The 25,341-nt window shown below is 37.1% G+C and carries 26 protein-coding genes; 20 read left to right on the forward strand and 6 right to left on the reverse strand.

Going from position 1 to position 25,341, the window contains the following annotated elements; genetic code table 11:
- Positions 1-553 precede the first annotated feature (553 nt).
- Entirely contained in the window at positions 554-925 is a 372-nt protein-coding gene (locus tag MKX57_RS00775; RefSeq protein WP_139150618.1) for a hypothetical protein, read from the reverse strand.
- Between the two features lie 99 nt (positions 926-1,024).
- The gene (locus MKX57_RS00780) at positions 1,025-1,255 is read right to left on the reverse strand and encodes a hypothetical protein (protein ID WP_089986871.1); all 231 of its coding nucleotides are present in this window, start codon (positions 1,253-1,255) and stop codon (positions 1,025-1,027) included.
- Positions 1,256-1,813: 558 nt separating this feature from the next.
- Here MKX57_RS00780 and MKX57_RS00785 point away from each other — a divergent pair.
- Positions 1,814-2,518, forward strand: a complete 705-nt coding sequence (locus MKX57_RS00785) for a CBS domain-containing protein (protein ID WP_089986872.1) — start codon at positions 1,814-1,816, stop codon at positions 2,516-2,518.
- Positions 2,519-2,537: 19 nt separating this feature from the next.
- Here MKX57_RS00785 and MKX57_RS00790 read toward each other — a convergent pair whose 3' ends face one another.
- On the reverse strand, positions 2,538-3,257 hold the full coding sequence (locus MKX57_RS00790) for a DUF421 domain-containing protein (RefSeq protein WP_089986873.1): 720 nt from the start codon (positions 3,255-3,257) through the stop codon (positions 2,538-2,540).
- Positions 3,258-3,363: 106 nt separating this feature from the next.
- On the opposite strand from MKX57_RS00790, the gene MKX57_RS00795 reads away from it, so the two are divergent.
- Positions 3,364-4,569, forward strand: a complete 1,206-nt coding sequence (locus MKX57_RS00795) for an MFS transporter (protein ID WP_342531494.1) — start codon at positions 3,364-3,366, stop codon at positions 4,567-4,569.
- A 204-nt stretch (positions 4,570-4,773) separates the two neighbouring features.
- Here MKX57_RS00795 and MKX57_RS00800 read toward each other — a convergent pair whose 3' ends face one another.
- On the reverse strand, positions 4,774-5,460 hold the full coding sequence (locus MKX57_RS00800; protein ID WP_089986875.1) for a histidine kinase: 687 nt from the start codon (positions 5,458-5,460) through the stop codon (positions 4,774-4,776).
- A gap of 562 nt (positions 5,461-6,022) precedes the next feature.
- Between MKX57_RS00800 and MKX57_RS00805 the strand changes: the two genes are divergently transcribed.
- The 10 genes from MKX57_RS00805 to MKX57_RS00850 all read left to right on the forward strand — a co-directional run bounded on the left by MKX57_RS00805 (position 6,023) and on the right by MKX57_RS00850 (position 14,482).
- Complete coding sequence (locus tag MKX57_RS00805) at positions 6,023-8,434, forward strand: Na+/H+ antiporter subunit A (RefSeq protein ID WP_170844169.1); 2,412 nt, start codon at positions 6,023-6,025, stop codon at positions 8,432-8,434.
- Entirely contained in the window at positions 8,424-8,846 is a 423-nt protein-coding gene (locus MKX57_RS00810) for a Na(+)/H(+) antiporter subunit B (protein WP_036122157.1), read from the forward strand. The genes MKX57_RS00805 and MKX57_RS00810 overlap by 11 nt, the downstream gene beginning before the upstream one ends.
- A 3-nt stretch (positions 8,847-8,849) precedes the next feature.
- Positions 8,850-9,188, forward strand: coding sequence for a Na(+)/H(+) antiporter subunit C (locus tag MKX57_RS00815; protein WP_004233143.1), 339 nt, complete (start codon positions 8,850-8,852; stop codon positions 9,186-9,188).
- Complete coding sequence (locus MKX57_RS00820) at positions 9,181-10,686, forward strand: Na+/H+ antiporter subunit D (protein WP_089986877.1); 1,506 nt, start codon at positions 9,181-9,183, stop codon at positions 10,684-10,686. Before MKX57_RS00815 ends, MKX57_RS00820 begins: the two co-directional genes overlap by 8 nt.
- Entirely contained in the window at positions 10,686-11,168 is a 483-nt protein-coding gene (locus MKX57_RS00825) for a Na+/H+ antiporter subunit E (protein WP_012292439.1), read from the forward strand. The genes MKX57_RS00820 and MKX57_RS00825 overlap by 1 nt, the downstream gene beginning before the upstream one ends.
- Complete coding sequence (locus MKX57_RS00830) at positions 11,168-11,452, forward strand: Na(+)/H(+) antiporter subunit F1 (protein WP_025116881.1); 285 nt, start codon at positions 11,168-11,170, stop codon at positions 11,450-11,452. Before MKX57_RS00825 ends, MKX57_RS00830 begins: the two co-directional genes overlap by 1 nt.
- Positions 11,430-11,789: a Na+/H+ antiporter subunit G gene (locus tag MKX57_RS00835; RefSeq protein ID WP_089986878.1), complete on the forward strand. Its 360-nt coding sequence runs from the start codon at positions 11,430-11,432 to the stop codon at positions 11,787-11,789. Before MKX57_RS00830 ends, MKX57_RS00835 begins: the two co-directional genes overlap by 23 nt.
- Positions 11,790-12,102: 313 nt before the next feature.
- Positions 12,103-12,891, forward strand: coding sequence for a transporter substrate-binding domain-containing protein (locus MKX57_RS00840; protein ID WP_342531506.1), 789 nt, complete (start codon positions 12,103-12,105; stop codon positions 12,889-12,891).
- A gap of 216 nt (positions 12,892-13,107) precedes the next feature.
- Positions 13,108-13,767, forward strand: coding sequence for an amino acid ABC transporter permease (locus MKX57_RS00845; protein WP_031418079.1), 660 nt, complete (start codon positions 13,108-13,110; stop codon positions 13,765-13,767).
- Positions 13,760-14,482, forward strand: coding sequence for an amino acid ABC transporter ATP-binding protein (locus MKX57_RS00850; protein WP_089986880.1), 723 nt, complete (start codon positions 13,760-13,762; stop codon positions 14,480-14,482). Before MKX57_RS00845 ends, MKX57_RS00850 begins: the two co-directional genes overlap by 8 nt.
- 81 nt (positions 14,483-14,563) lie before the next feature.
- Here the strand turns inward: MKX57_RS00850 and MKX57_RS00855 are convergent, their stop codons facing one another.
- Positions 14,564-15,628, reverse strand: a complete 1,065-nt coding sequence (locus MKX57_RS00855) for a saccharopine dehydrogenase NADP-binding domain-containing protein (protein ID WP_342531511.1) — start codon at positions 15,626-15,628, stop codon at positions 14,564-14,566.
- Positions 15,625-16,326 (reverse strand): class I SAM-dependent methyltransferase, encoded by a 702-nt coding sequence (locus MKX57_RS00860; RefSeq protein WP_089986882.1) that lies wholly within the window; start codon positions 16,324-16,326, stop codon positions 15,625-15,627. Before MKX57_RS00860 ends, MKX57_RS00855 begins: the two co-directional genes overlap by 4 nt.
- A 97-nt stretch (positions 16,327-16,423) precedes the next feature.
- Here MKX57_RS00860 and MKX57_RS00865 point away from each other — a divergent pair, with 97 nt between their 5' ends.
- The 8 genes from MKX57_RS00865 (at position 16,424) to MKX57_RS00900 (ending at position 25,078) form a co-directional block, all read left to right on the forward strand.
- On the forward strand, positions 16,424-17,470 hold the full coding sequence (locus tag MKX57_RS00865) for a helix-turn-helix transcriptional regulator (RefSeq protein ID WP_342531514.1): 1,047 nt from the start codon (positions 16,424-16,426) through the stop codon (positions 17,468-17,470).
- Positions 17,471-17,749: 279 nt separating this feature from the next.
- On the forward strand, positions 17,750-18,889 hold the full coding sequence (locus MKX57_RS00870; protein ID WP_128472309.1) for a hypothetical protein: 1,140 nt from the start codon (positions 17,750-17,752) through the stop codon (positions 18,887-18,889).
- Between the two features lies 1 nt (position 18,890).
- On the forward strand, positions 18,891-19,286 hold the full coding sequence (locus tag MKX57_RS00875; RefSeq protein ID WP_107922598.1) for a hypothetical protein: 396 nt from the start codon (positions 18,891-18,893) through the stop codon (positions 19,284-19,286).
- A 20-nt stretch (positions 19,287-19,306) separates the two neighbouring features.
- On the forward strand, positions 19,307-19,768 hold the full coding sequence (locus MKX57_RS00880) for a GNAT family N-acetyltransferase (protein WP_090003012.1): 462 nt from the start codon (positions 19,307-19,309) through the stop codon (positions 19,766-19,768).
- Between the two features lie 20 nt (positions 19,769-19,788).
- Positions 19,789-20,301, forward strand: coding sequence for a tail fiber protein (locus MKX57_RS00885; RefSeq protein WP_089986887.1), 513 nt, complete (start codon positions 19,789-19,791; stop codon positions 20,299-20,301).
- 15 nt (positions 20,302-20,316) lie between these two features.
- A complete protein-coding gene (locus MKX57_RS00890; RefSeq protein WP_090003013.1) occupies positions 20,317-20,817 on the forward strand; it encodes a tail fiber protein in 501 nt (166 codons plus the stop codon).
- A 14-nt stretch (positions 20,818-20,831) separates the two neighbouring features.
- Entirely contained in the window at positions 20,832-21,371 is a 540-nt protein-coding gene (locus MKX57_RS00895; RefSeq protein ID WP_090003014.1) for a tail fiber protein, read from the forward strand.
- A 5-nt stretch (positions 21,372-21,376) separates the two neighbouring features.
- Positions 21,377-25,078, forward strand: coding sequence for an InlB B-repeat-containing protein (locus MKX57_RS00900; protein WP_342550674.1), 3,702 nt, complete (start codon positions 21,377-21,379; stop codon positions 25,076-25,078).
- Positions 25,079-25,341 lie beyond the last annotated feature (263 nt).

A 25,341-nucleotide genomic window follows, 5' to 3' on the forward strand; every position in this document is an offset into this window, starting at 1 on the left:
GTCAGCAAGAAGAAGTAGTAACCGAAGAAAAGAAAGCCTATTTTGCACAAGAGTGTGAGCAAATCGTAGCCAAGTTACGCGAACTTTAATTCAAATGAGGAATGGTAAAAACCATACCTCTAGTTTGCTATACTTATTTTTTGCCTTTTAATTATTTTTTTCGGATTTCTTTTTCTCCAAATAAAATAAAAAGAAGAAACCTACAAAGCTAATTAGTAACAATATTAATGATGTAGTTGACTTATAATTAATTATTATTGCTATTAATATGACTAAACACATTACTAAATAATAATAAGGTAGTTTAAAAATTTTCATTTTAATATCAACCTCCTTTTACCTTACCATATCAATTTCATGTTCTTTACTACTAAAATTTAAAAATTTATTTAAAAAAACAGGTATCTAACAAAAAATCTCTCTGTACTGTTAATTTTTATGTAACTGATTGACACACGAAATATATGATTAGAAGAGCTAAAGACTAAGAGACTGTCTTTAAGGCAGTCTCTTAGTCTTTAAACGTTTTTGCAGTGATGCTTTATAATAGACTTTAATCGAAAAGATCATCTATTACAGGTTTACATGCACCAACTGTAGCAGTAACACCAAAAATTTCTTTTAATAAATCATTTACTTCTGAAGCAAGTTTCTCTTTGTCTACAACATCCTTAATAGCTTTAGATAACGAATTTTTAACAGAGTTTAGTAAAGCTCGGTGATATTTATAATTTGTATAAGTCATGTCTACAGTTCTAGTTATTCCACCTAATGCATTAAAAATAGTCTTTAGTTTTGTAACTTTCGAGAAAGGCAAGGCTGCCAATCCAGCCGTTCCAATGCAAGTTGCAACTTCACCCACCGAAGCTCTGGCAAGCACAAGTGATGTTTCTGACGAACTAGTATTGTCTATTAATAAAGACATTTCTTTTTGAATAGAAGGAAATATGAAATTATCATATTCATCAACTAAAATTTCAACACCAGATTCTGCAGATAACCATTCAGCAGATTTTTTAGCTCCTTATATTTCTATATCGTAAGGGAGCTTTTCAAGAGCCAAAAAGAAATTATAAACTTCATTATGTATACTCATTTCATTTGAAAATAGTGTGGTTTCATTTGTTAAATTACTATTACTAGTATCTTGTGCATTTGCAGTACTTGGATTTACAGCTAAAACAGACGTTCCTAATAAAAATGTAGAACAACAAGCTATCAACATAGGATTCTTAAAATACTTAATCACATTCAAAACAAATACCTCCTAATACTTGGGTTTGTTACCACATAAATGGATAACTCATATAAATAATAACAATAAAAAGTAAATTTTCTATATTCTTCAATCCCTTTGATAATAGTAATCGCTTTTTCTCGATTTTCTTCGTCATTCAAATTTACATACTTGAATACATCATCAAAGTCAAAGACAGTTTCTATGAGTGCACTTAATTCTTTTCCTTTGCTCCACTACAAGAAAAGTAACATGTTGATTTAAGCTTGCCTCCCACTCCCATGTATTATTAAGAAGCGCTTGAATTTCCTTATTTCCTTTAATTTGAATCCTAATGTTTAAATTTAATTCATTCTCACTGTAAATCCTATGTCCATCATTTGTCTTACTTGCTGGGAAAAATAGTCCAATTCCTCATAATAACGTAACTTTCAAGGGAGAATGTAAAAATAAATGACAGCAAAAATTACATTCTTGGAATATCCATTACTTAGGAATATAATGGTGGTGTAACTCGAAATTTGTCAAATAACTCGGAAAATACATAAAGTTACTAGAGAAAGAGGGTACGTAAAGGTGGAGACTGAAAATTCCGATCGTTTCCTGACAGCATTTAATCGAATAGACCATAGATTACGAGATATTGTAGGCATTAAGGATTTTACGCCCTTTTATCGGCTCGTTGATCAAGCGAAGAAAAAAGAGGTATTGGTGAAAAAATACGAAGATGATTTACGGTCATACGCCGATCTGCGAAATGCAATTGTCCATCATCGTACTTCTATTAACTATGTAATTGCTGAACCACATACCGATGTAGTCGAAAGAATTGAATACATAGATGCTACGCTCGCTAAGCCTATGCTTGTCGGTCAAATGTTCCGAAAGAGAGTACTTGTTTTTCAAGAGAATGATTCCCTCAAGCATGTGTTAAAGGTTATTCACCAGCGAAAATATACGCAGTTCCCCGTCTATTTTAATAAACAATTTAGAGGGCTAATTACAACTGTAGGAATCACCAATTGGCTTGCCTCTAAAATGGGTGGCGACCATTTACCTAAAGGAATTCCTACGTTGCATGATATTTTAATGCATGAGAAAAATAGGGTGAATTACAAGTTTGTGAGCAGATACATAACGATATATGAAGCAGAAGAAATTTTTAAACAGGGAGTGGAAAGAGGTAGGCGTTTTGAGGCATTACTAATAACAGAACATGGCAAACCACACCAAAAATTAATAGGAATCATTACACCGTTAGATATTGTAAAAATTGATTAAAAAAAAACGAGACAAGCATTTACGGGCTTGAATGTCTCGCTTTATCTTTTAGGCTAATGTATAAGGACCCATTTGTTTGAACCTGTGCAAAAAAGACATCTTCAACGGAATGCACATTTTGTTTTTTAAGCTTCTTCATTACCCAGTCCTCTGTTAATTCGAGCTCAACAATATTTTCTTTGATAAGTTGCCCATCTGACACAACCTCTGTAGGCAAATAAGTAGGTGGGGAAACATCAGCTTTAACATCCTGCTTTGTGGCAACTTGCTCGGAGGTTTTTTGCAGGACACTTAGTTTTCCGTTTGTTTCAAGTAACGCATATTGAATATCCTGTACAGAAAAGATGGCTTGCTCACGCAGCATCATTGTCAGCTCGTCCATATGCAAACGATTTTTTCTTAAGGCAGATTCTAAAATAAGACCATTTTGTACGACAATCGTAGGTTTGTCATCAATAAGTACGCGAGCTTTTTTTGATTTAATCGTAATAATCGTCATTAAGTAGGTTAAGGCACTCCACCAGACAAGGGATATTACGCCATCTAAAAAGGGTGTTTCCTCCTGTGAGGCGATTTCTGAAGCAATTGATCCAAATGTAATACCAGTAATATAATGGAAAAATGTTAGTTGGCCCAATTGTTTCTTTCCAAGAATACGTGCCAAAATAAGTAAGATGAAGAATGAAAGTGTTGTTCGAAGAATCATTTCCCAAAAGTTAGCATGAATAAAGCTTTCCATGCATACATCAACTCCTTTTACAGCTGTCGAAACATAGCTTGTGCAAAATGGTTAATAGTATGCGACAATCGTCAATAACAAAAACTAAATAGAGTGAGGTGGCAGCATGAATAATCAAATAAACGTCGCAAATCCAATCTACCCCATTATGATTTTAATAGGTGTTGCTCATCTTATCAATGATACGATGCAAGCTGTTATTCCAGCTATGTTTCCAATCTTCAAAAGTGAGCTAGGATTGACCTTCACACAAATTGGTCTCATATCATTTGTCTTAAATATAGTTGCGTCTGCATTACAGCCTATTGTTGGGTTTGTCAGTGATAAAAAGCCAATGCCCTATGCATTACCAATAGGTATGATAAGTTCTTTTATTGCTATAACAATTATTGCTTTTACTACTCAATATTGGATTATTCTTATTGCGGTATTATTTTTAGGCTTCGGTTCAGCAATATTTCACCCTGAGGGTTCTAGAGTATCCTTTATGGCAGCAGGCTCTAAAAGAGGGCTTGCTCAATCGATTTATCAAGTTGGGGGGAATTCAGGACAAGCGCTTGCCCCATTAATTAGTGCCTATATTTTTGATATTTTCGGCCAGCGTGGTGCAGCAATTGTTTTAGTAGCGGCAACTTTTGGTATTATTCTTTTAACTAAGATTGCAAAATGGTATAAAAAGCAATTAGAGCAGGAGCGCACAGCGAAGAAAAAACGTGTGTTGATTTCGACATTGCCACCATTAACAAAGAAGCAGGTAGGCGTAGCTTTAACCTTACTATTTACCATCATTTTTGCACGATCATTTTATACAACCAATATAACTAGCTTTTATGTATTTTATTTAATGGATCATTATGATGTGAATCTCCGTCTAGGACAAATCCTTATTTTCCTATTCATGGCGTTTGGGGTAGTGGGAACATTTTTCGGAGGCTCTCTGTCAGACCGAATTGGAAGAAAAAATGTTATTATTCTTTCCGTTGTAGTACCAATGCCATTTTGCCTAGCATTGCCTTATGTACCGCTATGGGCGGCTATGATATTTTTAGTGATCATTGGTACATTGATTATGATTAGCTTCTCTGTAACCGTGGTATACGCGCAAGAGCTAGTTCCTTCTAAAATTGGTACAATGGCCGGCTTAACAACTGGCTTTGCTTTTGGTATGGGGGCCATTGGAGCAATGGTTATTGGTGTTTTAATTGACCATAAAGGTATTGATTTTACAATGATGGTCGTTTCTTTATTGCCGTTATTATTGCTAATTGCCTTTTTCCTACCGAAGGATAAACCCTCAACTTCGGCGGCTTAGAAAAAACGCATCAGGACTGTAGGCAAACTCGGAATGGGTTTGCCTACATTTTTTTTACAATGAAATAAAGTTTTCAATTACGGTCGGAGTGCAGTTGCTATCAGTCCAGAGAGTTAAAATGAAGTGACAAAAGCCATCGAGAGGTACTTCCCGATGACTTTTATCTACAGCCTGAACGCTCCTTTAAAAAAGAGAGCGCGTTTTTTATTGTCTTAATGGGGATAAAAATTCTGCAGGAAGCTTTTCTTGATCGATCACATAGCCCTCTGAAATATGAACCTCATGCATCTTATCGTTGTAAGTAAATTTAAAGACACCGTTGTCAAAATCCGTGCCGATTTCCTTGAAGAAGATACCTTCGATGGATACATATTTCGGACATGTAAATGCTACTTTAAAGTTCTCCTGTTCTTTAATTAAGTAAGCACGAACACCTTTTTCGTATGTCTCGTTAGCATCATCATCAGTAGGACGTTGAACAGCTACAATATGAAAATCTACAAAAGGAACTTCTTTTAACAGTACGTTAAGGAACGAACCTTTAGTAATCTCCTCCCAGCGACTTTGTGCGCTTTGTCCTACAATAATTTGTGAAATGCCATAGTTTTTCGCCACTTCTGCAATGACTTTCTGAATGGGGCGTTTTTCATTATCTTGCAAAATGAATTTCTCGACCTCAAGTTCGTCTGATAACTTTTTCCATTGCTCAATATAACTAGATTTTTCAGCGTCAAATGCATCAAGGGGTTGCGAATCAACTGAAAGAATATAGAGTGGGCAATCTAGCATTGTTGCCATTTTGTGCCCTCTACGTATCAAACGTTCACCATTTAAGCCATAGTAAACACAAACTAATATACTTTCGTCTAAACGCCCTTTTACATGCCTCATAAAAATGTACACCTCTTATCTGTTGGTATTTTGTTAATTTCACTGTTGATTTCGAAAAATTATCCTAAAACAGCTAAAATCGATGCTGTTACAGTGCATTATGCTCATTTATATTGTATACTTAAAAATGTATAAAAGTTAACGAAATATATTGGAAAACCCTTGAAGCAATAAGCTTATATCAATGATTTAAAGTTATTTAATTTATGCATTGCGTGCATCTAAGCTTAATTGATTTCATATGCCACACTATTATGCAGTGTGTTAAATAGATAGTCAAGTGTCTTTATAATGCTGATATAATTGAGTTGTAACTGTATAAATTATCTGATTTTCCACAAGTTATTTAGGCTTGCATCGGGTTAGAGGTGACTAAATAACTAAACATACCATTTTCAATGAATGACAAGACACTTTAACACCCCATCACTTTCCATTTGCAAAATTTCAAGAATATATCTGATATGTTACTTAGCTTAAACAAATTGCTATAGTTTTAGCACTTACCATTCCAATCACCACAAAAATTTGCTTGATGATTTTGATAGTAGGAGGTTTTCATTTGGTTACAGTTCTTATCGCGATACTTTTGCCATTTGTCTGTGCTGCACTTATCCCATTGCTGTATAGGCGACTAAGGCGTGTAACACATCTTGGCTGGTTTGTTTTTTCTGTTCCATTCATCTTGTTTCTTTTACTTGCGCGCTATATTCCTCAAATTGCCGGAGGTAAAACATTTATCCATACATATGAGTGGATTCCCTCTTTTAATATAAATATTACAACTTACCTAGATGGGCTCAGTATGATTTTTGGCTTACTGATTACAGGTGTAGGTAGTTTAGTCATTTTATATTCTATTTTTTATTTGTCAACGAAAGAATCTCTTCACCATTTTTACTGCTATTTATTACTATTCATGGGCGCTATGCTTGGCGTTGTCTTTTCAGATAACCTAATGGTATTATACACATTTTGGGAATTAACGAGTGTGTCATCATTCCTATTAATTGCATTTTGGCATCATAGAAAGGCATCACGTGCAGGTGCTAAAAAAGCAATGATGATTACAGTCTTTGGCGGTCTCTCTATGTTAGCTGGTTTCCTGATGCTATATGTAGCTGCTGATACATTTAGTATTCGTGAAATTGTAGCTCATGTAGAGGTTATCCGTGATCATGCCCTATTTACTCCAGCATTAATCTTAATTTTACTAGGGGCTTTTACAAAATCTGCACAATTTCCATTTCATATTTGGCTACCGGACGCCATGGAAGCACCAACACCTGTTAGTGCATACTTACACTCAGCCACAATGGTAAAGGCAGGGATTTATTTAGTTGCCCGCTTTTCACCAGTTTTTGGCGGAGAAGCGATTTGGTTCTGGCTCGTAAGTGTTATTGGTCTTGTTACACTTTTCTGGGGATCATTTAATGCAGTTCGCCAAACGGATTTAAAGGCGCTTTTAGCCTTTTCAACGATAAGTCAGCTAGGCTTAATTATGAGTCTATTTGGTCTAGGGTCTGTGGGTCATTACTATGGCTACACTAAAGACTCTATTATATATACACAAGCAAGTTTTGCTGCTCTTTTTCATCTCATCAACCACTCCACATTTAAAGGAGCCTTATTCATGATGGTTGGGATTGTCGACCATGAAGTGGGAACTCGGGATATTCGCCGTTTAGGTGGCTTAATGTCCTTAATGCCTATTACATTTACAATCGCAGTCATTGGTAGCTTTTCTATGGCAGGATTACCACCATTTAATGGTTTCTTGAGTAAAGAAATGTTTTTTGCAGCGGTCTTGGCTATTCGGGATGTAGAGGCCTTTTCCATTGCTGATGTAGGGTTATTTTTCCCATTAGTAGCATGGGTAGCCAGTATCTTTACCTTTGTCTACAGTTTAATTTTAATTAGTCGAACATTTTTGGGTAAACTACAGCCTGAGAAAATAGATAGAAAACCACATGAAGCTCCATTGGGCATGCTAATATCACCCATTATTTTATGTCTGTTAGTAGTCGGTATCTTTTTCTTCCCGAACGTGTTAGGTCATTATATTTTAGAGCCAGCCATGGCAAGTATTTATCCTACATTCCCAACAGCCAATGAATTAACACCACATATTTCTGCTTGGCATGGAATTAATGCGGAATTGTTCATGACGTTAGGAGTCATTGTACTCGGGATCATCTTATTCAAAACATTGAAAAGCTGGAAGCCGATGTATCGCATTTTTTCACAAAAATATACGTTTAATAATTACTATAATCGAATGATAGAAATAAGTGAAAGTGGTTCAGAGAAGCTTACTCGCAAATATATGACAGGTAATTTAACCCATTATTTTGTCTATATATATGTATTTTTCGTGGCACTAATCGCTGGTTATTTTATTTATTCAGACGCAATGACCTTTAATTTTGATATGGACTCCACGATTGAGTCATACGAATTAATTCTTGTATTTGTTATGGTATTCGCTGCAGTTTGGATGATTTTTGCAAAGGGTCGCGTTACAGCCATGCTATTAAATGGCGTATTAGGCTATTCAATTGCCTTCTTCTTTGTCATTTTCCGCGCACCAGATTTAGCGTTAACACAATTAGTTGTAGAGTCAGTAACAACTGCATTATTCCTTTTATGCTTTAAGTATTTACCAGACTTAATGCCTGAGGCACCTCGCAAAAGGGTGCAATGGTCTAAAGCGATGATCTCTATTTTTGTCGGTGCAACAGTCACAATGGTTGGTCTAGCTGTAGTGCACTACGAGCAATTTGAGCCAGTATCCACTTATTTTAATGATGCCTATGAGCTAGCGGGTGGTTCCAACATAGTTAATACAATTCTAGGGGATTTTCGTGCCTTTGATACAATGCTTGAGGTTGTAGTGCTTCTGATTGCTGGCTTAGGGGTTTATACACTAACAAAGCTTAAGCCTCGGAAGGAGGAAGCAGATCATGAAAATTAATGATGTGATATTACGGACAGTCACTAAGGCAGTCGTCTTCATTATTTTAACACTTGGCGTGTATTTGTTCTTTGCGGGACACCACGCTCCAGGTGGTGGCTTTATTGGTGGCCTCGTGTTAGCTTCTGGCATTGTATTATTGTATCTTGCTTACGATATAGAGACTGTGCATAAGGGAATGCCGTTTGACTTTAAAAAGGTTGCGGCTCTTGGTGTATTGCTGGCAACAGGTACGGCAATTGGTTCTTTGTTTTTCGATGTACCATTTTTAACACAGGCTTATACGTATATAAATGTCCCGATTTTCGGGAAAATGGGTTTTTCAACCGTAACCATTTTTGAAGCAGGAGTAGCTTTGACGGTGGTGGGTGTTGTCGTGACAATTATTTTAAGCATAAGTGAGGATGAGTAGCCGATGGAATCTTTAATACTTGTTTTAGTAGGTATATTAGTAGCTGTTGCGACGTACTTAATCCTCTCTAAACAGTTATTACGTGTTATTTTAGGCACTGCTGTTTTATCACATGCTGCCCACTTACTAATTCTAACAATGGGAGGTCTTAAAAAAGGGGATGTACCATTATTAGGCGAATCAGAGGGTCCTTATACAGATGCATTGCCGCAAGCCCTAATTCTAACAGCTATTGTTATTAGTTTTGCTGTGACTGCGTTTGTTCTCGTTTTAGGCTATCGAGCGTACAAAACAAATGGTTCAGGGAATTTTGATGAATTGAGGGGTACGCCGGATGAGTAATATGATTGTTTTACCATTAATAGTACCGGTAATTACAGCTATTTTACTGGTGTTTTTAAAAGAGCATGTCTTTTTACAACGGATTATTAGTTTACTGACATTAAGCTTTATCGTTATTATTAGCGTGATTTTATTAGTAGAAATTCAAGAACAAGGGATATTGCGCATTGACTTTAGTGGTTGGGCACCTCCTTTTGGTATCTCATTTGTGGCAGATTCCTTCGCAACGCTACTCGTGTTAATAGCAAATATTGTAGCAGTTATTTGTATGCTCTATGCAATATTCACAATGGAGTTAAGGTATGAAAAAATGTATTTTTATCCATTTACCTTACTAATGGTAGCTGGTGTTAATGGTTCATTTTTGACAGGAGATATCTTTAACTTATTTGTATGTTTTGAGGTGATGTTGCTGGCTTCATATGCACTTATTAGTATAGGTGGGGAAAAGGTTCAACTCCGTGAAGCATTAAAATATGTGCTGATTAATATTGTAGCGTCTTGGATTTTCTTGGTGGCATTGGCTTTTCTTTATGGAACAGTCGGTACATTAAATATGGCCCATATTTCTATGCGTGTGATGGAAGCCGGTGCTAATCCACTTATTACAACAGTGGCACTCATTTTCTTAATTGTCTTTAGCTTAAAGGCGGGACTGCTATTATTCTTCTGGCTGCCTGGCTCTTATAGTGTACCTCCCACTGCCATTGCCGCTTTATTCGCAGCACTATTAACAAAGGTTGGGATTTATGCACTCGTAAGAACCTTTACATTGCTTTTCCCAAATAATACCGAAGTCACGCATATGGCACTTGGCATTATGGCGGGTATTACAATTATAGCTGGCTGTATCGGTGCTCTTTCAGGGCGTGATGTTAGAACAATCGCTTCTTATAATGTATTGATTGGTGTTGGGTTTATAGTAGCTGGTCTAGCGATTGGTACTGAGTCTGCCTTACAGGGCGTTGTCTATTATTTAATGCATGATATGGTGGCAAAGGCTATGTTATTTTTAGCTGTCGGCATGATGATTTATGTAACTGGAGAAACAGTCATAGATAAAATGAGTGGGCTTATTCGCAACTATCCGTTCTTTGGATGGCTATTCTTTGTAGCCATGTGTTCATTAGCGGGTATCCCGCCATTGAGTGGCTTTTTAGGGAAGGTTTTAATTGGACAAGGTGCGATAGAGGGCGGCAATTTTGTTCTATTAGGTCTAGGGTTTTTCTCTAGTTTAATTGTTTTGTATTCATTACTGCGGATATTTCTCTCCTCCTTTTTTGGAGAGACCATTATTAGTTTAGAGGATGAAAAGCCTTTACCCAAACGTGTAATACTGCCGTTAACTTTATTGGCTGCTTGTACAATTAGTTTAGGAATAGGAGCGGAGAAATTAGCTCCCTTTGTCACCGATGCAGCAGAAACGTTATATACACCATCTATCTATATAGACGCTGTTCTAGATGGTGAACAATGGCAAGGTGAGGTGAATAAATAATGGCGATGCAGTTTATTTTGAATTTATTTATCGCAGCACTTTGGTTACTTTTGCAAGATGAAGTGACTCCACAATTTTCAACGTTTTTAATGGGGTTTATCGTAGGAATGGGCATATTATATGCGATGCACCGGTTTTATGGGACCCAATTTTACTTGCGACGAGTCTTTTCGATTATCAAGCTATTATGGCTATTTAATTGGGAGCTATTTTTATCAAGCTATAGCGTATTAAAGCAAATTACTACACCAAAGCTAAACATTACGCCAGGTATTTTTACGTATAAAACCGCACTCAAGGGTGATTGGGAAATTACGGCGCTAGCATTATTGCTAACATTAACACCTGGCTCTGTCGTCATGGAAGTTTCTGAAGAGGGCGATGTCTTTTATATTCATGCGATGGACATTGAGCAGTCTAAGGATGCTGTTATTCGCTCTATTGGGAAGTTTGAACAAGCAATAATGGAGGTGACGCGTTAATGATAGAGAATATTTTACTTCTGGCTCTCGCCTTCTTTAGTATTTCCATCGCGCTGTCGTTGTATCGGGTTATCCGAGGCCCATCTATGCCTGACCGAGCCATTGCTCTCGATACAATTGGTGTAAATCTTTTATCCGCTATTGCGATTGTTTCGATTATATTAAAAACAAAGGCTTACTTAGAAGCCATTCTTATATTAGGTATTTTAGCGTTTATTGGGACCATTGCTTTTACAAAATATATTGAAAGAGGTGTGATTGTTGAACGTAAATCAAATGATTGAATGGGCGGCAGTCATCCTCATTCTAATCGGGTCGATTGTGAGTGTTATTAGCGCATTTGGCATGATTCGTTTACCAGATGTTTATACGCGATCACATGCTGCTACGAAAAGCTCCACGTTATCCGTGTTAACTTGCTTATTAGGTGCATTTATATACTTTTGGGTGCACGATGGTTATGTTAGTGTCCGATTAATTTTAGGTATTCTATTCGTCTTTGTTACAGCTCCAGTTGCTGGACATTTAATCTGTCGAGCGGCTTATCGTTCTCATGTTCCATTAGCGGAAGGCTCTGGCGAGGACCAATTAAAAGATAAATTATTTACAGAAGACAAATAAGCAAGAGACCTCCAAATGGGGGTCTTTTTTATTTCCGCGGAAATTTTGTTAAAGAATGAAGGGATAATTATTAAGCTTTCGGATAATAGTAAAGAAAGTGAACTTGAAAATAATAAATTGACTTATCTGAAAATTTAGCATATAATAATTCGTTAAAAATTTTCTAGTTTATCTTGATTATTATTTCAAAAGAGTATATCTTAATTAGCAGATAGTTTTTTTATTCTCAAACATGAATAAATATCCAATCAACTATTTTCGAGAAATGTATTCTCATACACAATACATTATAAATAAAAGGAGATGCTTAAAGATGAAGAATAAGTTTTTCATGATAATTCTTGTCCTAGCTATTGGCGTACTAGCAGCTTGTGGCGCTAAAGAGGATAATGCAAATAATAATGCTGATGGTAGTACAGACAAACAAGTATTAAAAGTTGGTACTTCAGCAGACTATGCGCCATTTGAATATGTTGACGCTGCAAAAGGTGAAGAAATTATTGGATTTGATATTGATTTAATTAAATTGGTTGGGGAAAAAATAGGTGTGGACATGCAAGTGCAAGATATGGACTTCAACAGTCTTGTACCAGCGTTACAAGCAGGAAAAATTGATGTAGTCATTTCTGGTATGACACCAAACCCTGAGCGTGAAAAGGTAGTAGATTTTTCTGATCAATACAATGAAACAGAGCAAGTAATCATTGTTAAAAAGGATAGCGGTATTAAAAAGGAAGCTGATTTAGCTGGTAAAAAAGTCGGTGTGCAAACAGCCTCTATTCAAGAAAACTTAGGTAATGAAATTGCTAAAAAAGTGGATGTTTCAGTTGAAGGACGTACACGAATTCCTGAAATTATTCAAGATATGATGTCTAAGCGCTTAGACGCAGGCATTTTAGAGGGTGGCGTTGCGAAGGGTTATTTAAAAACAAATGATCAATTAGCAGCCTTCCCTGTAGAAGAACAGCCCGAGGATTTCAAAGCGATTGCTGTGCCAAAAGGCAGTGCTTTAAAAGAAAGAATTAACAAGGCATTAAAAGAACTAGCTGAAGAAGGAAAAATCCAAGAGCTAGAAGAAAAATGGTTAGAAAAAGTTGAATAATACTTGCATGCGATAGCTCTTATTTGGGCTATCGCTTATGCTTTTCAGTTCAATCTAATATGCTTCGGCATGATTACGTCTAGATTTTGTTGAGTGTGCTAGAAAAGAACCACTCTCATATCTGTGACAACCGCCAGAAGCTTCTGTATTTGTTGTTTCGCTTTCAGTGCAAAAAAGAATTGCTGAATCAAGATGAAAAAGAAAGGAGGGAGCGCTGTGAATTTGGATTTTACAGCTATCGTTCCCTCTATTCCTTATATTTTAAAAGGGATAGGTGTTACACTTCAAATTGCAATTGGTGCATCCATCATTGGGTTTATCGTCGGTATATTACTAGCCTTATGTAAAATTGGAAAGGTAAAAGTTTTACGCTGGTTTGCTGACTTTTATACGTCAATTTTCCGTGGTACACCACTAGTATTACAATTATTAATTATTTATTATGCAGTACCACAATTATTAGATATTCAAATCGAGCCTATTCCAACGGCCATTATTGCATTTGGTTTAAATTCAGGTGCATATATTTCGGAAATTATTCGTGCAGGTATTAATGCAGTGGATAAAGGGCAAATGGAGGCGGCACAAGCTCTTGGCATTCCTTATGCAAAGATGATGAAGGATATAATTATCCCGCAGGCAGTAAAAAATATTTTGCCCTCTCTAGTTAATGAATTTATTACACTAAATAAAGAAACTGCAGTTGTCACAGTAATTAGTGCCCTTGATATAATGCGTCGTGCTTATATCGTAGGTGGTTCGACATATCGATATCTTGAGCCTTTACTATTTGCCGGTATTATCTATTACCTCATGACACTTGTTTTAACGTTCCTTGGTAAACGAATCGAGAAGGGAATGAGAAAAAGTGATTAAAATTGAAGATCTACACAAATCATATGGTCAGAATGAAGTACTAAAAGGTATTTCAACCGAAGTTAAAGAAAAAGAAGTAATTGCTATTATCGGACCTTCAGGATCTGGCAAATCAACATTCCTTCGTTGCCTAAACTTATTAGAACTCCCTACGAGTGGAAAGGTAACGATTGCTGGGGATGTTCTTACAGATAAAGGGACGAATATTATGAAAATACGGGAAGAAGTTGGGATGGTATTTCAGCATTTTCATCTTTTCCCACATAAAACAGTGTTAGAAAATTTAACGTACGCTCCAATTAATGTAAAGGGAATGGATAAAGCGGTTGCGATAAAAAATGCAGAAGAGTTACTTAAGAAAGTAGGGCTCTTTGAAAAGCGCCAAGAGTATCCAAACCGTCTCTCTGGTGGACAAAAACAACGTGTTGCCATTGCCCGAGCGCTTGCGATGGATCCAAAGGTTATATTATTTGATGAACCAACGTCAGCACTCGATCCAGAAATGGTTAAAGAAGTATTGGCTGTTATGAAAAACCTAGCGGACAGCGGCATGACAATGTTAATTGTGACACATGAAATGGGCTTTGCACGTGAAGTTGCTGATCGTATACTCTTCTTAGATGGTGGCAAGCTCATTGAGGATGCTCCTCCCGAGCAGTTTTTTACAGCGCCTTCAACACAGCGAGCAAAGGATTTCTTAGAAAAAGTTTTATAAATAATTAAACGCAGTAAGTTCTCTTTGAGAGGGGAACTTACTGCGTTTTTTATTAAGAACGCAAAATATAAGGTTATGCCCCTATTGTGATGTAATTAGTTGAGAGAAAGAAGATGCATCAAATTGGTTTTGTATTGCTTCGAATGTAAATAATTCTTCAATATGATAAGTCCCCGCTGGATATTTGTTATCTAGAAGTTCTCTAGCAATGGCAGCTGTAACCTTTGCTGTCACAAGTGATTCATCACGACCTTTAAAGTCTAGTGTCACATTCGCTTCTTTATGTTGTATCTTACCAATAGCTTCAATTTGTATGGAGCATACATCTGTACCCATTTTTATTTTTTGAACGAGGGAGGCAAGCATGGATTGTACTCCTTTAAATTTCAATAAATAGGCAATACGACTTTTTTGTAAGAAGGCGACAAACCAATTAAGTGATTCTACATCAAAGCCTAATCTCGTCACAATGGGAACACTAGGAAAATGATGAGCTAATGTGTGCTGATCTGAAAAGTTGAATTGGTACACACTACGTTTTCCAATATCCCTAAATTGCACAGATCTCTTACTAGTGAAATTAGTAATAATCTGATTTTCGTAATGGGAATACGGAATATTTAATTGTTGCAAAATCCAAAGAATAGCTGCAGTGCCATGCGTATCTCCGGCTCCTAGTAAAATAGAAATATGAAGCTTCTCCATAGTGGTTAATGGATTGGTCGCATGCATGGCCATTATATTAGTTAGCCCTGGAGCCATACCGACACTGAATATGGCAGTTGAACGATACTCTATAGCTGTCGAATGAAGATTTTTTAGTTGTTTGAGGAAGGTATGGCTAGCAGTAATATCAATATACTTAATTCCTTCTTTCAAGCAGAGCTCTGCAAATGTAGTATCTTGTTGCTCCAAACACATAATGACCAAGGCTACATTGGCTAATTGCTGTGGATGTACAGTTCTAGATACATCCATTTGTAAAGGTGCCCCGAGACCATCATGCTGTGCACAAAACTGTCTGGCTTTTTCTAAATTCCTTCCGGCGATACATACTCTATTTGGGTAACTAGAGAGTAGTATTTTTGCAATTTTACGACCAACTTCACCATATCCGCCAACGATTAATATATTATCTCTTGTCATTTGTTTACCTCTTCTTTAATGGCTAATAAGGCGTCGACCATATGTGATTTAAAATATGGAATTACCGTTGAAAATCCGACTTCATGTAATAGGTCCGTTAGCAATTCAAGTGTAATTGGATAGGTAGAGGAGCCAAAGGATTGCTCAAAGCGTAACCAGTGTTCCTCAGATAAATCATTTTGCAGCATAGAGCTTCGCCAATACTTGAGTTGGTGTTGGAATGATACAGCTGACATGTCTGCATTAATGGATGATATGAATAAAATTCCGCTATCCTGTAAGCTATCCGACAATTTTTGTAGTAGAGCTTTTTTTTGTTCATGTTCCTCAATAAAATGTGAAACTAAGTGACAGGAAGCCACTTCAAACTGATGGTCAAACACTAACGCAAGTAAATCTTCTTCATACCAGTCAATATGAAGAGGGGATTCCAATTTCTCAATATGTTTACGGGCAGCCTGTAGCATAATTTTAGAAGTATCAATGGCTGTAAAGTGAGAGAAGGGGAAAGCTTGCCCTAGTGAAAAGAGTTCCTGACCGCCACCAGCTCCAACTATTAGCATGTTATCAGTGGGATAACTTTGAAGAATATCGGTCATCATGTCATAGATAAGGTCATAACCACTAATTTTTTGTCGAATAGTATTTTGGTAGTTAGAGACATTAGGATTGTGCCAGTCATGTTGTGGATTTTTCATTTTTACCTCCTTGTTGTACAATTTAATTAAGAATTATTCTCAATTATAAATGCTTATGGAAAATGTGCTATCCCATAATTCTGGGGGGAGGAACTTTGTGCAAGATATTCATTATTGGAAAAGAAGGTCAGAAGTCCACTTAAAAGATAATCAGAATTCAGTTCAATACCGACAAAAGATGATAGAAGAATTGCGTGATTTTATTAGTTTTGACGCATATTGTTGTACGATGACAGATACTCAAACCCTTTTTTCTATAGGAGCTGTTACAGAGCAATCAATAGAGGATATCCATCAGCAAATAATGTCTTTGGAATACGACTCACAAGATATAAATAGCTATGTATATCTTGTGGAAAGTGGCAAATACATCGGTAAACTTAGCGATGTGAGTAGTCAGAGTAAACGTTATCGAGAGGTGTTAGAGCCCCATGGATTTAGTGATGAAATTCGAGCTGCATTGATGTTTCAGGGGCAATGCTATGGGTTTTTAACACTGTTTAAAAGGATAGACAATGGACAACCCCATTTCCAAGATGCTGATGTAAATCAAGTGAAAATCCTCATGCCTGTTATGGCTGAGGCATTAATGGGGTTCTACCATACGATTATAGATGAGCGACTCTTTATCGAAGAGGAACAGAGTGGAATCATTATTTTGGATGAAGAACATCATATTATTTCCACCAATACAAAGGCGGCTCAATTGTTAACACTTTTAAGAAACAATGAAGGCTTGCTTGATTGGCAAATACCCAAACCAATTCAGGCATTTTGTGCAAAGCTACAGGCTAACAAATTGAACAGCCAATATTCGTTATTAGTGCCAATTAATAATAAGGGTTATGTAACAGTCCAAGCATCAGTTCTCATGACTGCAGATTCACAGCAGCAAATAGCTATACTATTAAATGAAGCATCTCCTAAAGAAATGTTACCCTATTTACTGATAGCCTATCATCTTACACCTAGAGAAAAGGAAGTAGTAGTTGAAGTAATGAAGGGGATACCGACAAAAATTATTGCACAAAACCTCGGAATTTCTAGTTATACCGTTCAAGATCATTTAAAGCTAATTTTTCAAAAGGTAGATGTTGCCGATCGGAATGAATTAGTATGGAAGCTCTTTACTCGTTTTAATTGAATAAATAAGCCTTACGTAAATCTGTTTATGTTCATAAAAGGGAGCATGAGCAGATTTTTTTGCTTTCTTGACAAAATTATAGGTCCAAAGGTTAAGAAAAATTAACCTAAAAAATGGAATTATTTCGTAGAAGAAAATAGGGGAGTTGTACTATAATAAAAATCAGTAGGAGAGTCCTGAGAAAAATACAATACTCGACACCAGTTTTAGGTAGTAAGAAACAGAAAATAGAATACATTTGCTTTTATTATTCTGAAAATTCTGTTAAAGGAGGAAGCAATGATGACGTGGACTTTTTATTTAAACGTTACAAATGACACAGACCGAGATTTAGAGTTAGTAGAATCGCAGTTACACTGGGGTTATTGGAATACAGATGGTGAAGAGGATAAAAAACCTCAAACGATTAAGGCAGGTGAAACGGTTCAAGCTGTTGGAGCCAAATCAGCCTTTGGGCCAAATGGCTATGAATTTTCTTGCTCCTGGAAAGATAAAAATAATACAACACAATCACCATATGGGGTAATGAGCCTTTATGTAAATGTTCCCTATAATGACCCAAATGAAGCTAGATGTCTAGCAAATGGATATTTTGAAGTAACAGAGTGGAAAGACATTCCACACGATGGTCATAACTTTGTTCGAAATATACGAATCTCTAATAAAATGGATAAATTGAAACAAAAAGAAATAAGAAATAATTTATTTACGGACTGGTACAAAATCAAAACATTAAACGAAATTGAAGATGTTCGAGAAATTGATTTAAACCAATCCATTCCCAGTGGTGTTCATTTTGAAAAAATGCCATTATTTCGAACGCCTCTCTTCAACATTTCTAAAAAATTATGGGACGGGGTCAATGATTTAGAAATTGATAGCCTTTATTTAAAGCAGCGAGAGGCACAACAGTATTTTTCTGTAGAGGTAACTTGCTTAAGAGGAGATGCTTCTAAAATTGAAACTGTTACTAAAAAAGGAAAAATTACAGTCATAGATGAGTATGGATTGTCTACTGCTAGTAAGGTGGTGGAGGAAAAGGTTTGTACGATTGAAACTGCCCTTAAATTTACTGAGAAGGCATCTGTATCAGATGAAAAAGTCGTGAAAGCGAGCGTAGCACAGGAACTACAGGCAGAATTAAAGGCGAAATTCAATATTTTAAATGCTATGACAAAAGAGCAACATCAAACAGAGAAAAATTCAAAGACTAGGGTTTTTGAAGCTCCCTCTGATAAGGATATGGACGTTGTGCCATGGATTTTTAGTAAAATGATTCTTCTTTACCGAACAGACAATAATAATATCACAACACTCATTGGTGCATCTGAATGGGATTATGCAGTCTTACACCGTACGCATGTATACGATGTGATGAATAACGCGGAGAAAAAAGTACCGACAGGAGGAGCGTACTAAAATGGCGACTTGGACATTTTCATTAATGATTACAAATGCAACAGACCGTGAGCTTGAAGTGTTTCAGTCACAATTGGAATGGGGAATCTGGAACACCCAAGATGAGGAGGACAAGGAGCCGATTAGTATCCCACCAAATACAACATTACAAGCATTGGGCATAAAAGCATCCACTGGTCCAAATGGCTATGAATGCTCTTGTTCGTGGCGTGATAAGGTACAGCCAGGCGAAAAATCCTATGGCACCATCTCGCTTTTCCTGGACGTACCTCAAAAAAGTAAGAATCGATCTGAATGCTTAGCTGACCATCAATTGCACGTAGATAGTTGGGAAGACTTGTCTGAAAAAGGACATAACTTTGTAAGATCTATCATTGTGACTAATAAGAATGTTTAGAAGAAAGTGGAACAAACATCATGAAAATAGAGCTTAAATCTATAGCAAAGGAGGATGAAGCACTCCTCTATGAAATCTATGCCTCTACAAGAAATGAAGAAATAGATTCATGGGGATGGTCGGCTGAACAAAAGACACTTTTTTTAGATATGCAATGGCGTGCACAGCAAGCTTCCTACAATCAGCAATTTCCAAGAGCGAGTCATTGGAAAATTGTCGTAGATGCTGAGGGCGTTGGCAGGTTTCTCACGGAAGAGCAACCTGAATACCATCATCTTATAGATATAGCTTTATTGCCAAATTACCAAGGGAGAGGCATTGGGACACTTCTTATTGTTCAACTTCAGAAAAAGGCGAAGGAACAACGCAAAGCAGTTGTATTACAAGTTCTTAAAACTAATTCTGCAAGAGATCTTTATGAAAAACTAGGATTTCAAGTTATTCAAGAAGATGAGATTTATATGAAAATGCTATGGAAATAAAAGAAAAGGAGAGTGTTGGCATGTCGGAGGCGTATCTAGGTGAAATTCGTATGTTTAGTGGTAAGTTTGCTCCAATAGGTTGGGCTCTTTGTAATGGACAACTGTTATTGATTAATCAGTATCAGGCTCTTTATTCATTAATAGGAAATAAATATGGTGGGGATGGAATAACAAATTTTGCTTTACCAGACTTACGTGGAAGAATCCCCATTCATTTAAGCTCGCAATATCCTATCGCGAGTAATGGCGGAACGGAAAAAGTAACACTAACAGAAACGAATTTACCAGCCCATACTCATATAGTTTCAGCAAATAAAGAAAAAGCGGATACAACAGAAAGCTCGCCAGCTAATAATGTATGGGGAAAAGCTGATTTAAAGAATTATCAAACAAATATAGCTAGTGATATTGTGCGAATGAATACAGATTTAGTGGCGTCTGTGGGTGGAAATCAACCTCATGAGAATATGATGCCATCAATGGCCATTAATTTTATTATTGCCACGCAGGGTCTTTACCCTGATTTTTCTTAAAAGGGGGAGAGTATATTGGCAGAACCGTTCTTAGGAGAAGTACGGCTATTTAGTTTCGACAAAATACCTCAAAATTGGTTACCGTGTGATGGCCGACTATTACAAATAAGACAGCATACAGCACTTTATTCATTAATAGGAAACCTCTATGGGGGAGATGGTAAGACTACTTTTGCGCTACCTGATTTGCAAGGAAGAGTACCACTTCATAAAAGTGATCAAATTACCTATGGGTCCATAGGCGGTGAGGCAACACATACATTGACAATAAATGAAATGCCTAATCACACGCATGAAGTTTATGCTGATGAAGGCGTAACAAATAAACCATCCCCAATGAATAACGTATGGGGAAAATTTGAGGGAAATCCTATGTTTTCTAGTAATGTAAATACTCAAATGAGTTCAACGGCGATGACAGTTACAGGACAAAGTCAGGCGCATAATAATATGCAACCATATCTAGTAGTATCGTTTTGTATTGCAATAAATGGAATTTATCCATCTAGAAGCTAAGGAGGGACAAAAATATGGCAGATGCCTATTCAGGAGAGATTCGAATATTTGCTGGGAATTATGCACCAAGAGATTGGGCTTTTTGTGATGGCAGTACATTACTTATTCAGCAGCATGCCGTGTTATATTCGATTATTGGTAATAGATTCGGTGGGGATGGCAAAACAGATTTTAAGTTACCAGATTTAAGAGGTAAAGCGCCCATGCACTACGGAACTGGCACAGGACTTACAACAAGAGAATTTGCCAAAGAAGTAGGGGTAGAAAGTGTGACATTAAATAACGAGCAGATTCCTGCCCATAAGCATGTATTACAAGGAAGCTCGAAAACAACTGGTGGAGATAGTAGTCCAGAAGGTGCTATTTGGAGTGCTATAGGAGGATTAAATCCGAAGAAATTATATAAAGAGTTTACAGCAAATACAAAAGTAAATATTCATCAGCAAGCAATTGGTTCAACTGGAGGGAATTTGCCACATAATAACATGCAGCCTTATGTAGCACTAAACTTTATTATTTGTTTGTATGGTGAATACCCAGTGAATGGGGAGTGATGTAAATGAAAAAACGTCAACAAGTATATGTTGTCCTTATGTTGATTGCAATGTTGCTTATAATTGTACAACCGTTTTTAGAATTACAAGTAGCGAGGGCAGCAGTTACAACTATCTTTCCAAGTAAGATTGTAACGGGAACTGTCTTTCAAGGAATGCCGAATAGCGTTGGTATTTTAGAAGAAATAGCCGGCGTAGGTGGTTATGATTCAGGTGATCAGACAAACACTGCTTATGTAAAATTTTACTTGCCGTCAAACTATGATTATTCTAATGCGAAATTAAGTCTTACACCTATTCCTGGTTCGGATAGTGGTGGAGATATATCCAATTTGACAATTAATATTGGTAGCTCGGACGATTGGACATTTACTGATGGGAATACATATTCTCTAGCTGATTTACCAAGTAATGTAGGGATTGAGAAGGATTTTTCAAAACCAGCTTATAGTTTTAATAATTTCGATTACCCTATTTTATTACCTATCGGTGATTTACTTACCGAACAGAATATTAATGATATAAGTAATAGTAATATTATTACTCTAATTCTTTCCTCACCTAATATGAAAGATGACTATGCTGTTTTTAACAACATTTCATTAGTCGATTTTAACACCTCACCTCAAGTGAAACATACAGTCAGTTTTGAAACAGATGGAGGAAGTGCGGTACCAAGTCAAACGGTTGTTAATGGCAGTATGTCAACGATGCCGGAGATAGAGCCGACGAAAGCGGGCTATACATTTGGAGGCTGGTATAAAGACGTTGGTTATACACAGACCTATGATTTTACTAGTGTTATCACTGAGGCTACGACAATTTACGCCAAGTGGAATGCGCAGATGCATACCGTGAGTTTTGAAGTGGACGGAGGAAGTGCCATATCCCATCAATCCGTTGCGCACGGAGGAAAGGCAACGATGCCGCATGTAGAGCCAACGAAAGCAGGCTATACATTTGGCGGCTGGTATACAGATGCCGGCCATACACAAGTCTATGATTTTACTAGTGTTATCACTGAGGCTACGACAATTTACGCCAAGTGGAATGCACAGACGTATACCGTGAGTTTTGAAGTGGACGGAGGAAGTGCAGTATCGGATCAATCCGTAGCGCACGGTGGAAAGGCAACGATGCCACAGATAGAGCCAACGAAAGCAGGCTATACATTTGGAGGCTGGTATACAGATGCTAGTTATACACAGACTTATGATTTTAATAGTAACATCACAGGTAACATAAAAATTTATGCTAAATGGAATGCGCAGATGTATACCGTGAGTTTTAATACGGATGGGGGAAGTGCAGTATCCGACCAATCCGTAGCCTATGGTGAAAAAGTGAGTGCGCCAACCCCAGCACCGACAAAAGCGGGTTACACATTTGAAGGCTGGTATACAGATGCTGGTCATACACAAGTCTATGATTTTACTAATGTCATCACAGAAAACACGACAATTTACGCCAAGTGGAAAGCACAGACGTATACCGTGAGTTTTAACACGGATGGAGGAAGTGCAGTATCCGACCAATCCGTAGCCTATGGTGAAAAAGCGAGTGCGCCAACCCCAGCACCGACAAAAGCGGGTTACACATTTGAAGGCTGGTATACAGATGCTGGTCATACACAAGTCTATGATTTTACTAATGTCATCACAGAAAACACGACAATTTACGCCAAGTGGAACGCACAGACGTATACCGTAAGTTTTAATACGGATGGAGGAAGTACAGTATCCGACCAATCCGTAGCCTATGGTGAAAAAGCGAGTGCGCCAACCCCAGCACCGACAAAAGCAGGCTACACATTTGAAGGCTGGTATACAGATGCTGGTCATACACAAGTCTATGATTTTACTAATGTCATCACAGAAAACACGACAATTTACGCCAAGTGGAACGCACAGACGTATACCGTAAGTTTTAATACGGATGGAGGAAGTACAGTATCCGACCAATCCGTAGCCTATGGTGAAAAAGCGAGTGCGCCAACCCCAGCACCGACAAAAGCAGGCTACACATTTGAAGGCTGGTATACAGATGCTGGCCGCACACAAGTCTATGATTTTACTAATGTCATTACAGAAAACACGACAATTTACGCCAAGTGGAACGCACAGACGTATACCGTAAGTTTTAACACGGATGGAGGAAGTGCAGTATCCCAACAATCTGTAGCCCATGGAGGAAAAGCAAATAAACCAACGACAGTGCCAACGAAAGCAGGCTACACATTTGGAGGTTGGTACTCAAGCAATACACTGGAAAAACTATTTGACTTCGAAAGTGGTTCTATTACAAGAAACATGACTATTTATGCCATGTGGATCAGTAATGTATCACCACCTACCAGCAATAATAGTAGTAGTACCAGTGGAAGCTCTACTCCTACAACAAACACAGAACGTATTATTGTAGAGGTTGAAGGAGAAGATGGGATAAATTTATCTAAAACACCGATTATTCGTACAACGATGCCAGATGGCGTTATAAAGGATCATGTTTCCATGTCAGAGGATATTGCTAAGGAAACAATAGAAAAAGCGAAACAATTGCGGAATGATATTGCTCGGATTATTATTCCTGATACAAATGATAAAGTTAGTGAAATTGTCATTGAGATTCCCAAATCTTCAATAGCGCAATTAAGTTCTGGAAACATAAAGTTAGAAATGGCTACTGCGAATGTAGTGATTTCTATCCCAAATTTATTGAACTTTTACGATGATTTATACTTCCGCTTAGTTCCTATTAAGACATCGGAACAGCAACATCGAGTGGAAGAAAGAATAGTAGAAGAAGATATAATTAAGAATTCAATACAAAGTGAAAAAGTGCATTTAATTGGTCGTCCGATGACAATTGAAACGAATATGCAAAATCGTCCTGTTACTTTAACACTGCCATTACCAAAAAATGTCACTCAAGAACAACTTGATCATTTAGCTATTTTTATCGAGCATAGCGATGGCACAAAAGAGTTAGTGCGTGGGAAAGTCGTAGATTATCAAAAAGATATGCAAGGTTTGCAATTTGAAGTTCAGAAATTCTCTACCTTCTCTATGCTCTATTTGCCTGAAAATGTGGAGGAACCAACAACACATATAGCCTATATTCGCGGCAATGCAGATGGGACATTCAGACCGAATGCTTTTGTAACTCGCGCCCAAATGGCAAGTATGTTTGCTAGACAACTAACAGTTAATGCAATTCCTACGTCGAAGGCAACATTTACAGATACTGTTCAGCATGACGCCAAAGATGCAATTGAATTTGTGAAACATACGGGTTTATTTAACGGCGTTACGGAGGCAAGCTATCAACCAAATGGTTTCATTTCACGTGCCCAAATGGCTGTAGTAGCGGCTCGTTGGATAGAAAAGCATTGCGTAAACAATCCAAACGCAGATTTTTGTAAACCAACTTCACAAAGTAAAGTTTTCAAGGATGTTAGTAATAATCATTGGGCTGTTCAAGCCATTCATACTGTTAATGCGAGGGATATTATGACTGGTACAACGGCAGACACATTTGACCCCGAGGGTTATTTAACACGGGCGCAAGCAGTGAAGATACTTAATCACTTATTTGAGCGTCAAGTAACAACGGAACATAAAATTCCAATATTTAAAGATGTCCCAAGTGATCATTGGGCATTTAATGAGATTCAAGAAGCGGCAGTAAAACATATTCATAGTAAATAACGAAAATTAGCTAAAAGGCTATGTAATGTGTGTACTTTAGCCAATGAAAACCCGAACAATTTTACAAAACTCTCAGTTTGAGTTTGTAAGAGTTTGGGTTTTCTTTTTGTTACTTCATAAAAATCCGACCTGATAGTAAAGAATACAAAATCGTCTTTGGTATATCAAATAAAGGTTAAGAAAAATTAACTTTTGTCATTATAATATTCTGTAGTTAGGTTTTTAGTACTGGTATATAATAAAAAATGAGTTAAAAGTCATGA

Source organism: Lysinibacillus sp. FSL M8-0216 (genome assembly GCF_038595555.1).
Lineage (GTDB): Bacteria > Bacillota > Bacilli > Bacillales_A > Planococcaceae > Lysinibacillus > Lysinibacillus fusiformis.

Bases quoted from the DNA above. Each gene is read 5' to 3' on its own strand.
- MKX57_RS00775 (WP_139150618.1), bottom strand. From the start codon at position 925: ATGTCTTTATTAATAGACAATACTAGTTCGTCAGAAACATCACTTGTG.
- MKX57_RS00790 (WP_089986873.1), bottom strand. From the start codon at position 3,257: ATGGAAAGCTTTATTCATGCTAACTTTTGGGAAATGATTCTTCGAACA.
- MKX57_RS00795 (WP_342531494.1), top strand. From the start codon at position 3,364: ATGAATAATCAAATAAACGTCGCAAATCCAATCTACCCCATTATGATT.
- MKX57_RS00800 (WP_089986875.1), bottom strand. From the start codon at position 5,460: ATGAGGCATGTAAAAGGGCGTTTAGACGAAAGTATATTAGTTTGTGTT.
- MKX57_RS00810 (WP_036122157.1), top strand. From the start codon at position 8,424: ATGAAAATTAATGATGTGATATTACGGACAGTCACTAAGGCAGTCGTC.
- MKX57_RS00815 (WP_004233143.1), top strand. From the start codon at position 8,850: ATGGAATCTTTAATACTTGTTTTAGTAGGTATATTAGTAGCTGTTGCG.
- MKX57_RS00820 (WP_089986877.1), top strand. From the start codon at position 9,181: ATGAGTAATATGATTGTTTTACCATTAATAGTACCGGTAATTACAGCT.
- MKX57_RS00825 (WP_012292439.1), top strand. From the start codon at position 10,686: ATGGCGATGCAGTTTATTTTGAATTTATTTATCGCAGCACTTTGGTTA.
- MKX57_RS00830 (WP_025116881.1), top strand. From the start codon at position 11,168: ATGATAGAGAATATTTTACTTCTGGCTCTCGCCTTCTTTAGTATTTCC.
- MKX57_RS00840 (WP_342531506.1), top strand. From the start codon at position 12,103: ATGAAGAATAAGTTTTTCATGATAATTCTTGTCCTAGCTATTGGCGTA.
- MKX57_RS00855 (WP_342531511.1), bottom strand. From the start codon at position 15,628: ATGACAAGAGATAATATATTAATCGTTGGCGGATATGGTGAAGTTGGT.
- MKX57_RS00860 (WP_089986882.1), bottom strand. From the start codon at position 16,326: ATGAAAAATCCACAACATGACTGGCACAATCCTAATGTCTCTAACTAC.
- MKX57_RS00870 (WP_128472309.1), top strand. From the start codon at position 17,750: ATGATGACGTGGACTTTTTATTTAAACGTTACAAATGACACAGACCGA.
- MKX57_RS00875 (WP_107922598.1), top strand. From the start codon at position 18,891: ATGGCGACTTGGACATTTTCATTAATGATTACAAATGCAACAGACCGT.
- MKX57_RS00880 (WP_090003012.1), top strand. From the start codon at position 19,307: ATGAAAATAGAGCTTAAATCTATAGCAAAGGAGGATGAAGCACTCCTC.
- MKX57_RS00885 (WP_089986887.1), top strand. From the start codon at position 19,789: ATGTCGGAGGCGTATCTAGGTGAAATTCGTATGTTTAGTGGTAAGTTT.
- MKX57_RS00895 (WP_090003014.1), top strand. From the start codon at position 20,832: ATGGCAGATGCCTATTCAGGAGAGATTCGAATATTTGCTGGGAATTAT.
- MKX57_RS00900 (WP_342550674.1), top strand. From the start codon at position 21,377: ATGAAAAAACGTCAACAAGTATATGTTGTCCTTATGTTGATTGCAATG.